This is a genomic window from Pseudomonas sp. MH10, from assembly GCF_034353045.1.
Classification (GTDB): domain Bacteria; phylum Pseudomonadota; class Gammaproteobacteria; order Pseudomonadales; family Pseudomonadaceae; genus Aquipseudomonas.
The window spans coordinates 2,802,589-2,815,821 of the sequence record NZ_CP133783.1 but is presented as its reverse complement, the minus strand read 5'-3'; the positions used below and the strand labels follow the sequence as shown (position 1 = coordinate 2,815,821).

The following is a 13,233-nucleotide window of genomic DNA, read 5'->3' as shown; positions in this document are numbered from 1 at the left end:
ATGCTGGAAACAGTCGTAGTCGTTTTTCATCTGTTGGGCGCCCTGGGTGTTATCGCTCTGGTATTGCTACAGCAGGGCAAGGGTGCGGACGCCGGTGCGTCTTTCGGTGCAGGTGCTTCAAATACTGTATTCGGAAGCCAAGGTTCCTCTACCTTTCTCAGTAAATTTACTGCTATACTCGCGGCTGGTTTTTTCATAACCAGCTTGGGGTTAGGTTACTTTGCTAAAGAGAAAGCTCACCAGCTGACTCAGGTAGGTTTGCCAGATCCAGCGGTATTGGAAGTACCACAGAAAAAACCGGTAGTAAGTGATGTGCCGGTGCTCGAAGCGCAAAAGCCAGCAGTTGTTCCTGCTGACGTACCTCAAGCGCCACAGCAGAAATAAGTAGGGCAGGCGACTGATGCAGGGTCGCCAAAAAGTTGTATTGCCGAGGTGGTGGAATTGGTAGACACGCAACCTTGAGGTGGTTGTGCCCAATGGGTGTAGGGGTTCGAGTCCCCTTCTCGGTACCAATTGTCAGGAAAGCCCGCAATAGCGGGCTTTCCTGTAGGTGGAGGTTCGATTGACCCTGTAAGGGATCGGTCGTATACTTCCGCCCCAGCTTTGTCGCGGGGTGGAGCAGTCTGGTAGCTCGTCGGGCTCATAACCCGAAGGTCGTCGGTTCAAATCCGGCCCCCGCAACCAGTTTTAGCGGAGCCCCTTTTTAGGGGCTTTTTGTTAGCTGGACAGTTTATAACGCCGCTATTCGACGGCGTTTCAGGGATGGGCGTTTCGCCCATTTTTTATTTGCATCGCATGCACAAGGGGGTTCAGGTGTCGAGCAAGCTAGAACAGTTGCAGGCCTTGGTGGCCCCGGTGGTCGTGGCCCTGGGCTATGAATGCTGGGGGATTGAGTTTTCAGCTCAAGGTCGCCATTCACTGTTACGTATTTATATTGATAAAGAAGGCGGCGTTTTGGTGGATGACTGCGCCATTGTCAGCCGTCAAATCAGCGGTGTTTTGGACGTAGAAGATCCGATTGCCGTTGAATACACGCTTGAAGTTTCTTCTCCTGGTATGGAACGCCCTCTGTTCACTCTTGAACAGTTTGCCTTGCACGCCGGCGATCAAGTGAAAATAAAGTTGCGTTCACCCTTCGAGGGTCGTCGCAACTTTCAGGGCCTTCTCCGCGGGGTGGAGGAGCAGGACATCGTGGTGCAGGTAGAGGACCACGAATTCTTGTTGCCGATCGACTTGATCGACAAAGCCAACATTATTCCCAGTTTTGACTGAGACGCGGATCCCGCGGATCCAAATGGCTTGCGAAAGGCGAGGCGTACGATGAGCAAAGAAGTACTGCTGGTTGTTGAGTCGGTGTCCAATGAAAAGGGCGTTCCGGCAGGTGTTATTTTTGAAGCGTTGGAGCTGGCTCTTGCCACTGCTACCAAGAAGCGTTTTGAAGATGAAGTTGAACTGCGTGTGGAGATTAATCGCCAGACGGGTAACTACGAGACGTTCCGGCGCTGGACAGTTGTTGAAGATGAAGATCTCGACGACCCGGCACACGAACTGGCTGTAGATCAAGCTCAGGAAAAACAGCCGGGTGCAGTTGCCGGTGATGTAGTTGAAATTAAAATCGACTCCATCGAGTTCGGTCGAATCGCTGCGCAGACTGCTAAACAGGTCATCGTGCAGAAGGTTCGGGAAGCCGAACGTGCTCAAGTGGTAGATGCCTACCGCGAGCGTCTGGGCGAAATCATTTCCGGCACCGTTAAAAAGGTTACGCGTGACAATGTCATCGTCGACCTGGGTAACAATGCCGAAGCATTGCTGGCGCGTGAAGACATTATTTCGCGGGAAACCTTCCGCGTAGGTGTTCGCGTTCGTGCACTGCTTAAAGAAATCCGCACTGAAAACCGTGGGCCACAGTTGATCTTGTCGCGTACTGCGCCAGAGATGCTGATCGAGCTGTTCCGGATTGAAGTGCCGGAAATTTCCGAAGGTCTCATCGAGGTGATGGCTGCCTCTCGTGACCCAGGTTCGCGTGCAAAAATCGCTGTTCGCTCCAAGGACAAACGAATCGATCCGCAAGGTGCTTGTATCGGCATGCGTGGTTCGCGCGTTCAAGCTGTTTCTGGCGAATTGGGCGGCGAACGTGTGGATATCGTGCTGTGGGACGACAACCCGGCGCAGTTCGTAATTAACGCCATGTCGCCTGCTGAAGTAGCGGCGATTATCGTCGACGAAGATGCCCATGCTATGGACATCGCCGTTGGCGCTGACAATCTGGCTCAGGCCATTGGTCGCGGCGGTCAGAACGTTCGTTTGGCTAGCCAGTTGACTGGTTGGACCCTGAACGTCATGACCGAATCGGACATCCAGGCTAAGCAGCAAGCAGAGACCGGCGACATCTTGCGCAACTTCATCGAAGAGCTGGAAGTCGATGAAGACCTTGCCCAGGTGCTGGTTGATGAAGGCTTTACTAGCCTGGAAGAGATTGCCTACGTACCGTTGGAAGAAATGCTCAACATCGACGGCTTTGACGAGGAAACCGTCAACGAGCTTCGCGCTCGGGCCAAGGATCGGTTGTTGACTAAAGCCATCGCTACTGAGGAAAAGCTGGCAGACGCCCATCCGGCCGAAGACCTGCTCTCGCTTGAGGGTATGGACAAGGATTTGGCGATGGAACTGGCGGTGCGCGGCGTAGTTACCCGCGAAGACCTGGCCGAGCAGTCTATTGACGACCTGCTCGACATCGACGGCATTGACGATATTCGTGCCGGCAAGTTGATCATGGCCGCCCGAGCCCATTGGTTCGAGTAAGTAGGCGCGGCCTGAGGAGAGAAGTGCATGACGCAAGTCACGGTGAAAGAACTGGCCACAGTGGTCGACACACCGGTAGAGCGCCTGTTACAGCAGATGCGTGAGGCAGGTCTGCCGCACACCGCCGCCGAGCAAGTTGTGACCGACATAGAGAAACAAGCCCTGTTGACGCATTTGAAAAGCGGTCACAAGGCTAAAGTGGAAGAGCCGCGCAAGATCACTTTGCAGCGCAAAACCACTAGCACCCTGCGCGTTGCTGGCAGCAAAAGCATCAGCGTTGAAGTGCGCAAGAAGAAAGTCTTTGTACAACGCAGCCCGGAAGAAATCGAAGCCGAGCGCAAGCGTGAGCTTGATGAGCGTCGTGCTGTAGAAAACGCTGCGCGTCAGAAAACCGAAGAAGAAGCCAAGCGTCGTACCGAAGAAGATTCGCGTAACCAGCCTGCTGCTGCGCAATCGACTCCAGCCGTAGCCGCCGCTCCTGCTCCTGTTGCTGAGCCTGTGCGTGAAGCGCCGGTTGCAGCTGCACCGGTTGCTGATGCTCGCAAACGCAATGACGAACAGCGTCGTCCAGACAAGCCACGTGCCGACGATAACAATCGTCGTAGCACGGGCGGTGATGGCGACCGTAAAAACGCGCCGCATCGCGCCTCTGTTAAAGAGAAAGCGCCTGCGCCACGTGTTGCGCCTCGTACCACCGACGAAGAAAGCGACAGCTTCCGTCGTGGCGGTCGTGGCAAGGCCAAGCTGAAGAAGCGTAACGCTCACGGTTTCCAGAGCCCAACCGGCCCTGTAGTTCGTGACGTTGCCATCGGCGAGACCATCACTGTCGGCGAATTGTCGGCACAGATGTCGGTCAAGGCTGCTGAAGTCATCAAGTTCATGTTCAAGATGGGCACTCCGGTGACCATCAACCAGGTGCTGGATCAGGAAACTGCCCAGTTGATCGCCGAAGAGTTGGGCCACAAGGTCAAACTGGTCAGCGACAATGCCCTGGAAGATTCGTTGGCCGAATCGCTGAAGTTCGAAGGTGAGACGTTCTCCCGTGCGCCAGTAGTGACCGTAATGGGCCACGTTGACCATGGTAAAACCTCGCTGCTCGACTACATCCGTCGTGCCAAGGTTGCAGCGGGCGAAGCCGGCGGCATCACCCAGCACATCGGTGCATACCACGTCGAAACTGACCGTGGCATGGTGACTTTCCTCGACACCCCTGGTCACGCTGCGTTTACTGCAATGCGTGCCCGTGGTGCCAAGGCCACCGACATTGTGATTCTGGTTGTTGCTGCGGACGACGGCGTTATGCCGCAGACCATCGAAGCTGTTCAACATGCCAAGGCCGCCGGTGTTCCGTTGGTTGTAGCAGTGAACAAAATCGACAAGCCGGGTGCTGATCTCGATCGTATCCGTAGCGAGCTGTCTGTTTACGGCGTTACGTCTGAAGAATGGGGTGGCGACACGCCTTTCGTTTCAGTGTCCGCGAAAGTGGGTACTGGTGTAGACGAACTGCTTGAAGCGGTCTTGTTGCAAGCCGAAGTACTGGAACTGAAAGCAACTCCATCGGCTCCTGGCCGTGGCGTTGTAGTTGAATCGCGTCTCGACAAAGGTCGTGGTCCGGTTGCAACTGTTCTGGTTCAAGACGGTACGTTGCGCCAAGGCGACATGGTGCTGGTCGGTTCGAACTATGGCCGTATCCGCGCCATGCTCGACGAGAACGGCAAGTCGATCAAGGAAGCCGGTCCTTCCATCCCTGTCGAGATTCTCGGCCTGGACGGTACTCCGGAAGCGGGTGATGAACTCAGCGTACTGGCGGACGAGAAGAAAGCCCGTGAAGTGGCTCTGTTCCGTCAAGGCAAGTACCGCGAAGTCAAACTGGCTCGTGCTCACGCTGGCAAGCTGGAAAACATCTTCGAGAACATGGGCCAGGAAGAGAAGAAGACGCTTAATATCGTCCTCAAATCTGATGTCCGTGGTTCGTTGGAAGCGTTGAACGGTGCCTTGAATGGCCTGGGCAACGACGAAGTGCAAGTGCGTGTGGTAGGTGGCGGTGTCGGTGGTATCACCGAGAGCGACGCTAACCTGGCATTGGCTTCCAACGCTGTACTGTTTGGCTTCAACGTGCGTGCCGATGCTGGCGCTCGCAGGATAGTCGAGCAGGAAGGTCTGGATATGCGTTACTACAACGTGATCTACGACATCATCGAAGACGTCAAGAAAGCCCTCACCGGTATGCTTGGCAGCGACGTCCGGGAAAATATCCTGGGTACCGCCGAAGTGCGTGACGTGTTCCGTTCGCCGAAGTTTGGCGCGATCGCCGGTTGTATGGTTATCGAAGGTGTTGTTCACCGTAACCGTCCAATCCGTGTACTGCGTGAAGACATCGTTATCTTCGAAGGCGAGCTGGAATCCCTGCGCCGCTTTAAAGATGACGCTTCCGAAGTACGTGCCGGCATGGAATGCGGTATCGGCGTGAAGAGCTATAACGACGTCAAAGTCGGTGACAAGATCGAAGTCTTCGAGAAGGTCCAAGTGGCTCGCAGCCTCTAAGTCGCGAGCTTCAAGAGCCATGGTCGACCGCAGCATGCAAATGCCAGGCGGTTGTTCATGGGCTCTAAACGCAACGCCCGGTCTGACTTTTGTCAGGCCGGGCGTTTGCCGCTTTCAGACCGTGAGGGTTTTCGCCCCAGGTCGGTGACAGGTAGTAGACATGGCAAAAGAATATAGCCGTACCCAACGTATTGGCGATCAGATGCAGCGCGAGCTGGCTCAGTTGATCCGCCGCGAAATCAAAGACCCGCGCGTCGGCCTGGTGACTATCACCGCCGTCGACGTCAGTCGCGATGTCGGTCATGCGAAAATTTTTATGACCGTGATGGGGCAAGACAGCGCCGAAGAAATAGCGCAGACCATCAAAGTGCTCAACTCGGCAGCAGGGTTCCTGCGCATGCAGTTGGCCCGCGAAATGAAACTGCGCAGCGTTCCGCAGCTGCACTTCCACTACGACGAAAGTGTCGTGCGTGGTGCCCATCTTTCGGCGCTCATCGAGCGTGCTGTTGCCGAAGACGGTCAGCACCCGGAAGGCGCTCCGCAAAGCATTACGCCAGACAGTGACAAGCCAGAAACCAGCAAGGAGTAACGCAAATGGCTCAGGTCAAGCGTATACGCCGCAACGTCAGTGGGATCATTCTGCTCGACAAGCCGCTGGGTTTCACTTCTAACGCCGCCTTGCAAAAGGTCCGTTGGCTGCTTAACGCGGAGAAGGCTGGCCACACTGGCAGCCTCGACCCGCTCGCAACGGGTGTGTTGCCATTGTGCTTTGGTGAAGCCACCAAGTTTTCCCAATACTTGCTCGATTCGGACAAAGCGTACGAAACGAGGATGCAATTGGGTAAAACAACCACCACTGCCGACGCGGAAGGTGACGTGTTACAAATTCGTCCAGTGACCGTTGGTCGTGCCGATATCGAAGCTGTTTTACCGAGTTTCCGCGGTGAAATCAGTCAGATACCGCCCATGTACTCAGCGCTCAAGCGTGATGGGCAGCCGTTATACAAGCTAGCCCGGGCCGGGGAAGTGGTGGAGCGTGAACCGCGTTCTGTTACTATTGCGCGCCTGGAATTGCTTGAGTGCGAAGCCGACACGGCACGCCTCGCAGTTGATTGCACCAAAGGCACCTATATCCGCACATTGGTTGAGGATATTGGTGAAAAACTCGGTTGTGGTGCTTACGTTGCTGAGTTGCGTCGTACCCAGGCCGGACCTTTCAGCTTGGCCCAAACGGTCACGTTGGAAGAGTTGGAGCAAGTACACGCCGATGGCGGCAATGAAGCGGTTGATCGCTTCCTGATGCCATCAGACAGTGGTTTGTTGCATTGGCCGCTGTTGCAGTTTTCGGAACACAGTTCGTTCTACTGGTTGCATGGTCAACCCGTCAGAGCACCGGACGCGCCGCAATTCGGTATGGTCCGTGTACAAGATCATGAAGGTCGCTTCATCGGTATCGGTGAAGTGAGTGAAGACGGGCGCATCGCGCCACGTCGATTGATTCGGTCAGAATGACCGAACGAGGGTGGCTGTCAGTAGGCGCGGTCACAACTCATTTTAAAATACGGGGGTTTGCCCTCGGCCTATTGAAATCGTCTCTCTGGAGCGGTTTCCGTGATTAAGGATTGCCCACATGGCACTCAGCGTTGAAGAAAAAGCTCAAATCGTTGCCGACTACCAGCAAGCTGTTGGTGATACTGGTTCGCCAGAAGTGCAAGTTGCACTGCTGACCGCCAACATCAACAAATTGCAGGGTCACTTCAAGATCAACGGTAAAGATCACCACTCACGTCGTGGTCTGATCCGTATGGTAAACCAGCGTCGCAAGCTGCTGGATTACCTGAAAGGTAAAGAAGTTAGCCGTTACAGCGCCCTGATCGGTCGTCTGGGTCTGCGTCGCTAATAGCGATGTCGATAGAGGTTGGTTGTTTGTCACGACTTTTCGGGTTTGCTCGAACGGTCTGGCAGGCTTCCAGCCTCAAGTTTTATCTGGACGGTCGATAGGTCCGAACCCTTTCACTGCCCAAGAATTCGCAAGAAACCAGTTCCCCCAAGAGCCACCAAAGAAGGTAGGAAACCGTGAACCCGGTAATCAAGAAATTCCAGTTCGGTCAATCGACCGTCACCCTCGAGACTGGCCGTATCGCCCGTCAAGCTTCCGGCGCAGTATTGGTCACCGTTGACGACGACGTCAGCGTGTTAGTGACTGTGGTCGGTGCCAAGCAAGCTGACGCAGGTAAAGGCTTCTTCCCACTTTCCGTCCACTACCAGGAAAAGACCTACGCCGCGGGCAAGATCCCCGGTGGTTTTTTCAAGCGTGAAGGCCGTCCTTCCGAAAAAGAAACCCTGACTTCGCGTCTGATCGACCGTCCGATCCGTCCGCTGTTTCCAGAAGGTTTCATGAACGAAGTGCAGGTTGTCTGCACCGTTCTGTCCACCAGCAAAAAGACTGATCCAGACGTTGCCGCCATGATTGGTACATCGGCTGCATTGGCAATCTCCGGTATCCCGTTCGACGGCCCTATCGGTTGCGCGCGCGTTGCTTTCCACGAAAGCACCGGCTATCTGCTGAACCCGACTTACGAGCAACTCAAGGCTTCGAGCCTGGACATGGTTGTTGCCGGTACGTCGGAAGCGGTATTGATGGTTGAATCGGAAGCCAAAGAGCTGACCGAAGACCAGATGTTGGGCGCCGTTCTGTTCGCCCACGACGAATTCCAGGTGGTGATCAACGCCATCAAAGAACTGGCCGCTGAAACCGCCAAGCCTACGTGGGACTGGCAGCCGAAGCCTGAAGCTACCGAACTGTTGGCCGCGATCCGCAGTGAGTTCGGCGACGCGATCTCCCAGGCTTACACCATCACCGTCAAGCACGAGCGTTATGCTCGTCTGGGCGAGTTGCGCGACCAGATTGTTGCCAAGCTTTCCGGTGCAGAAGGCCAGCCTTCTGCTGGCGAAGTCAAAGCAGCCTTCGGCGAAATCGAATACCGCACCGTGCGCGAGAACATCGTAAACGGTAAGCCACGTATCGACGGCCGTGACACTCGCACCGTGCGTCCTTTGAACATCGAAGTCGGTGTTTTGCCGAAGACTCACGGTTCGGCGCTGTTCACCCGCGGCGAAACTCAGGCGCTGGTCGTAGCGACCCTGGGCACCGCTCGGGACGCACAGTTGCTCGACACCCTGGAAGGCGAACGCAAAGACCCGTTCATGCTGCACTACAACTTCCCTCCGTTCTCGGTAGGTGAATGTGGTCGCATGGGTGGTGCTGGTCGTCGCGAAATCGGTCACGGTCGTTTGGCTCGTCGCAGCGTACAGGCGATGTTGCCTGCTGCGGACGTGTTCCCTTACACCATCCGTATTGTGTCGGAAATCACTGAATCCAACGGCTCCAGCTCCATGGCGTCGGTGTGCGGTGCTTCCCTGGCATTGATGGACGCTGGCGTACCGATGAAAGCACCGGTGGCCGGTATTGCCATGGGTCTGGTTAAAGAAGGCGAGAAGTTCGCCATCCTGACCGACATCCTCGGTGACGAAGATCACTTGGGCGACATGGACTTCAAAGTAGCCGGTACCGCTAAAGGTGTCACCGCGCTGCAGATGGACATCAAGATCAAAGGCATCACCGAAGAAATCATGGAAATCGCTCTGGGCCAAGCCCTGGAAGCGCGCCTGAACATCCTTGGTCAGATGAACAAGATTCTTGCCGGTTCGCGTACCGAGTTGTCGGAAAACGCACCGACCATGATCGCGATGAAAATCGACACCGACAAAATCCGTGATGTTATCGGTAAAGGCGGTGCGACTATCCGTGCGATCTGTGAAGAAACCAAAGCTTCGATCGACATCGAAGATGACGGCACCATCAAGATTTTCGGCGAAACCAAAGAAGCGGCTGAAGCAGCACGTCAACGCGTTCTGGGCATCACTGCTGAAGCGGAAATCGGCAAAATCTACATCGGTAAGGTTGAGCGCATTGTCGACTTCGGTGCATTCGTCAACATCCTGCCTGGTAAAGACGGTCTGGTTCACATCTCCATGCTGAGCGATGCTCGCGTTGAGAAAGTGACCGACGTTCTGCAAGAAGGTCAGGAAGTCGAAGTACTGGTACTGGACGTCGATAACCGCGGCCGTATCAAGCTGTCGATCAAAGACGTAGCAGCAGCAAAAGCGTCCGGTGTGTAATTAGCCCTACGCTAAATATGGACTAAGGGCCGGTTGCTAAAGCCGGCCTCTGGTTCAGTTTAAGAAAACCGTTTCCTCTCTTGAGGAAGCGGTTTTTTTTTGGTCTCACGTTCCTATGGGTGGCCTAAGTTTCGTCGGTCAGACTTGCTGCATGACCTACTCGCATCGTCAGGAGCTAAAGCCAATGACCGCCCAGACAATACCTTCGATATCAAACTGGTTAAACAAGGTTCCCGAAGTCACCCTAGCTTTCTGGATCATAAAGATCATGTCGACCACTGTCGGTGAAACCGGCGCCGATTACCTGGCTGTCGATGCCGGATGGGGGCAGGGGCTGACAAGCTGGGTGATGGGCGCACTGTTAACCATCGCCTTGGTTCTGCAACTGCGCACACGCCGTCATACGCCCTGGACTTACTGGCTAACGGTGGTGTTGGTCAGTGTGGTGGGCACGCAGATCACCGACCTGCTTACCGATGGCCTGGGCGTGAGTTTGTATGTCAGCACCGGGGTGTTTGCCGTGACATTGGCGGTGATATTTGCGGTCTGGTATCAAGTCGAACGAACCCTGTCCATCCACGAGATATCCACGCTCCGTAGAGAGTTATTTTACTGGGCGACCATCCTTTGCACCTTCGCATTGGGCACCGCAGCGGGTGATCTGGCGACTGAAGCGCTGGGCCTCGGGTTCACGTTAGGAGCGATGATTTTCGGTGCTTTGATTGCGCTCAGTTACATCGCCTGGCGCCTTGGCGGCAACGCTGTCTTGACCTTCTGGATCGGCTACATCCTGACTCGACCTTTTGGCGCATCCCTGGGCGATCTGCTGACCCAAGCCAAAACCTATGGCGGTTTCGGCATGGGCGCTATGTGGACCAGCGCCCTCTTCTTGACCGTGATTGTAATCCTGGTGGCGGTGGCGCAAATCACCGTTGGCAGCCGTACCTCTGCACAGATCACGAAATAACCCACTTAATAATCCAAGGAAAAATCATGCATCGTTTTCATTCGCTAATACGTTCAGCCTCGATTGCTTCAGCCATTGCGCTGCTAACGCTTGCCGCCGGGTGCTCGAAACCCGACGACAAAACCAAGTTAAGCGCCGTACCTGCGGCGCCATCGACCCAGACGTCATTAGCCGGCCAAACTAAGTCATCTTCCAAACTGGGTGATGTGTCAGCTTTTCGCAGTATCGCCGCCGATGTCGCGGCCATCGTAGACAAGGGCGATTTGCCTGCTGCCAAATCGCGCATCAAGGATTTGGAGCTGGCTTGGGACTCTGCAGAAGCGGGCCTGAAGCCTCGCGCCGCGGACGACTGGCATATGATCGACAAGGCCATTGATCGATCTATCGAGGCACTGCGCACCGGCATCCCCAACCAAGCCGATTGCAAAGCAGCCATGACAGATTTGTTGAAAAAATTCGATGGCCTGTAAATACCGTATTGACGAGCTGATTGATCGGACTTACCTCTAGGGGCTCTCACTATAGGGTTTAGCTTCTACTGGGATCGTAGTTGCTGCGCGATAAGGCGCAGGGATCTATTATCAGGCTCGTTTGTAAAGAGAACTGCGGACATGCGGGTATTGCTGGTCGAAGATGACGTCATGATTGGAGAAACCATTCAGGCTGCCCTAAGGGATTCGTCCTACGCGGCGGACTGGGTGAAAAATGGTCACGCCGCACTGACGACACTCGGCAGCGAACACTACGATTTGGTGCTGCTCGACCTCGGGCTACCCGGCAAGGATGGGTTGGAAGTATTGCGTAGCATCCGCGCTAGCGACAATCCGGTGCCGTTGCTGATTATCACCGCACGGGACGGCCTTGATGATCGGTTGCGCGGTCTGGACGGCGGCGCTGATGATTATGTGCTCAAACCATTCGAGATGGCCGAGTTGCTTGCGCGCATGCGTGCGGTGCTTAGGCGCAAAGGCGGGAGCGCGATTCCATTACTCAGCAACGGTATGCTGTCACTTGACCCTGCTACACGCGAGTCCGTGGTCAACAATGGTACCCCGGTGCAGCTTTCCAATCGTGAATTCGCCTTGCTGCACGCGCTATTAGTGCGGCCGGGTGCGATTCTTTCTCGCAGCGATCTCGAAGACCGCATCTACGGTTGGGGAGAAGAAGTTGAAAGCAATGCGGTAGAGTTTCTGATCCACGCCCTGCGTCGCAAACTGGGGAGCGACGCGATCAAAAACGTCAGGGGGGTAGGATGGATGGTTTCAAAAAACGCATGAGCGAGTCGATTCAGCTCAGGCTTTCTTTTTCATTGGCGTTGGCGATTCTTGTCGTGGCCATTGCAGCCGGCATTTTTTCATTTATGTCCGCGTTCGACGAAGCCAACGAGCTGCAGGATGATGTGTTACGGCAGGTTGCGTCGATCTACGACCGTCAGCACCTTCCAATAATAGGTTTCAGTAAAGACAGTCAGGCCCAAGACGATGATGCTGAGTTCCGCGTTATCGTTCAGTACCTCGCGGATGGCGATGGCAAGGCTCTGGGAAACGACGAGTATGCACCATTACCTCTGCCCACTACGTTGTCGGATGGTTTGCATACCCTTGATGTGGGTGGCGAACCGTTCCGGGTACTCGTTAAAACAATGGCCAGTAAGCGGCGAATTGCCTTGGCGCAGGAAGCAAGTGTTCGCGATGAAATCGCACGCGACAGCGCGTTGCGTTCCGTCATACCACTGCTGATTCTGGTGCCGATCCTGCTCTTGGTAGTCGCCGACCTTGTGCGTAAGATTTTTCTTCCGATTACTGCCTTGTCCGTTGAGATCGATCAGCGCGCAGAGCAGGAGTTACATCCGGTGAAGGAAAGTCATCTACCGGCAGAGATTCGTCCCTTTGTCGTCGCAATTAATCGCCTGCTTAACCGCGTTGAGCAATCAATGGACACTCAGCGGCGCTTTGTCGCGGATGCGGCGCATGAGCTGCGGTCGCCACTGACGGCCCTTTCGTTGCAGGCTGAGCGCTTGGCTGAGGCTGACATGTCCTCGCAGGCGCAAGCCCGATTGGTATTGTTGCGACGAGGCATTGAGCGTAGCCGGAACCTTCTCGATCAGCTCCTGACCTTAGCCAAAGCTCAAACCGCGCTGGACCTGCCAAGGTCAGCGGTTTCTGTACTAGGTGTATATCGGCATGTTTTGGAAGACCTGCTTCCTTTGGCTGAGGCCAAGCATATTGATATTGGCGTGGAGGGAGATCTAGACGTGTGGGTTTTGGTTCACGAATTCGATCTGATCACCGTGATCAAAAATTTGGTCGATAACGCCATCCGCTATACGCCCAACGAGGGACGAGTCGACCTATCAGTTGCCGTTGAGGGGCAGCGCGCGCGATTGCAAATCAAGGATTCGGGCCCAGGGATTTCAGTTAACGAAAGGCTTAGGGTGTTCGACCCGTTTTATCGCACGCTTGGAAGCGACCAAGTGGGATCAGGTTTAGGTCTTTCTATCGTCAGCGCCATCGCGCAGCGGATAGGTGCTGACGTAGAGCTCGGCTTCTCTGATGTGGCCCGGGAAACGGGGTTGTGCATTTCGCTGCTACTGTCAGCGGCAGCGCCATTAGCTGCAACGGAAACTGGGCGCTAATTTTTGAGTGTTTTTAGGACGTTATGGTTTCAGCCAATATTTCAGCTAACGAAAACATGCATCCTGCACGCAAGCGACACAGTGAACGTGCAATTTGCACGAA

General features: G+C 55.0%; 12 protein-coding genes and 2 tRNA genes. All 14 read left to right on the top strand.

What is annotated here, in order from left to right; genetic code table 11:
• On the top strand, positions 1 to 384 hold the full coding sequence (gene secG, locus RHM59_RS12625) for a preprotein translocase subunit SecG (protein WP_322167627.1): 384 nt from the start codon (positions 1 to 3) through the stop codon (positions 382 to 384).
• A 42-nt stretch (positions 385 to 426) separates the two neighbouring features.
• Positions 427 to 512, top strand: a tRNA-Leu gene (locus tag RHM59_RS12620).
• A 95-nt stretch (positions 513 to 607) separates the two neighbouring features.
• Positions 608 to 684, top strand: a tRNA-Met gene (locus RHM59_RS12615).
• Between the two features lie 129 nt (positions 685 to 813).
• Positions 814 to 1,272, top strand: a complete 459-nt coding sequence (rimP, locus tag RHM59_RS12610) for a ribosome maturation factor RimP (protein ID WP_322170719.1) — start codon at positions 814 to 816, stop codon at positions 1,270 to 1,272.
• A 48-nt stretch (positions 1,273 to 1,320) separates the two neighbouring features.
• On the top strand, positions 1,321 to 2,802 hold the full coding sequence (gene nusA, locus RHM59_RS12605; RefSeq protein WP_322167628.1) for a transcription termination factor NusA: 1,482 nt from the start codon (positions 1,321 to 1,323) through the stop codon (positions 2,800 to 2,802).
• 27 nt (positions 2,803 to 2,829) lie between these two features.
• The gene (gene infB, locus RHM59_RS12600; protein ID WP_322167629.1) at positions 2,830 to 5,346 is read left to right on the top strand and encodes a translation initiation factor IF-2; all 2,517 of its coding nucleotides are present in this window, start codon (positions 2,830 to 2,832) and stop codon (positions 5,344 to 5,346) included.
• Positions 5,347 to 5,506: 160 nt separating this feature from the next.
• On the top strand, positions 5,507 to 5,935 hold the full coding sequence (gene rbfA / locus RHM59_RS12595; protein WP_297843241.1) for a 30S ribosome-binding factor RbfA: 429 nt from the start codon (positions 5,507 to 5,509) through the stop codon (positions 5,933 to 5,935).
• Positions 5,936 to 5,940: 5 nt separating this feature from the next.
• The gene (gene truB, locus RHM59_RS12590; protein WP_322167630.1) at positions 5,941 to 6,858 is read left to right on the top strand and encodes a tRNA pseudouridine(55) synthase TruB; all 918 of its coding nucleotides are present in this window, start codon (positions 5,941 to 5,943) and stop codon (positions 6,856 to 6,858) included.
• Between the two features lie 118 nt (positions 6,859 to 6,976).
• Complete coding sequence (rpsO, locus tag RHM59_RS12585) at positions 6,977 to 7,246, top strand: 30S ribosomal protein S15 (protein WP_299832411.1); 270 nt, start codon at positions 6,977 to 6,979, stop codon at positions 7,244 to 7,246.
• Positions 7,247 to 7,422: 176 nt separating this feature from the next.
• Complete coding sequence (pnp, locus tag RHM59_RS12580; RefSeq protein ID WP_322167631.1) at positions 7,423 to 9,528, top strand: polyribonucleotide nucleotidyltransferase; 2,106 nt, start codon at positions 7,423 to 7,425, stop codon at positions 9,526 to 9,528.
• A 184-nt stretch (positions 9,529 to 9,712) separates the two neighbouring features.
• Positions 9,713 to 10,495 carry a hypothetical protein gene (locus RHM59_RS12575; RefSeq protein WP_322167632.1) on the top strand — a complete coding sequence of 261 codons (783 nt, stop codon included), beginning with the start codon at positions 9,713 to 9,715 and terminating at the stop codon, positions 10,493 to 10,495.
• A 26-nt stretch (positions 10,496 to 10,521) separates the two neighbouring features.
• Complete coding sequence (locus tag RHM59_RS12570; protein WP_322224152.1) at positions 10,522 to 10,965, top strand: hypothetical protein; 444 nt, start codon at positions 10,522 to 10,524, stop codon at positions 10,963 to 10,965.
• A gap of 141 nt (positions 10,966 to 11,106) precedes the next feature.
• Positions 11,107 to 11,772, top strand: a complete 666-nt coding sequence (locus RHM59_RS12565) for a response regulator transcription factor (RefSeq protein WP_322167634.1) — start codon at positions 11,107 to 11,109, stop codon at positions 11,770 to 11,772.
• Positions 11,748 to 13,130, top strand: coding sequence for a sensor histidine kinase (locus RHM59_RS12560; RefSeq protein ID WP_322167635.1), 1,383 nt, complete (start codon positions 11,748 to 11,750; stop codon positions 13,128 to 13,130). Before RHM59_RS12565 ends, RHM59_RS12560 begins: the two co-directional genes overlap by 25 nt.
• The last annotated feature ends 103 nt before the right edge of the window (positions 13,131 to 13,233 follow it).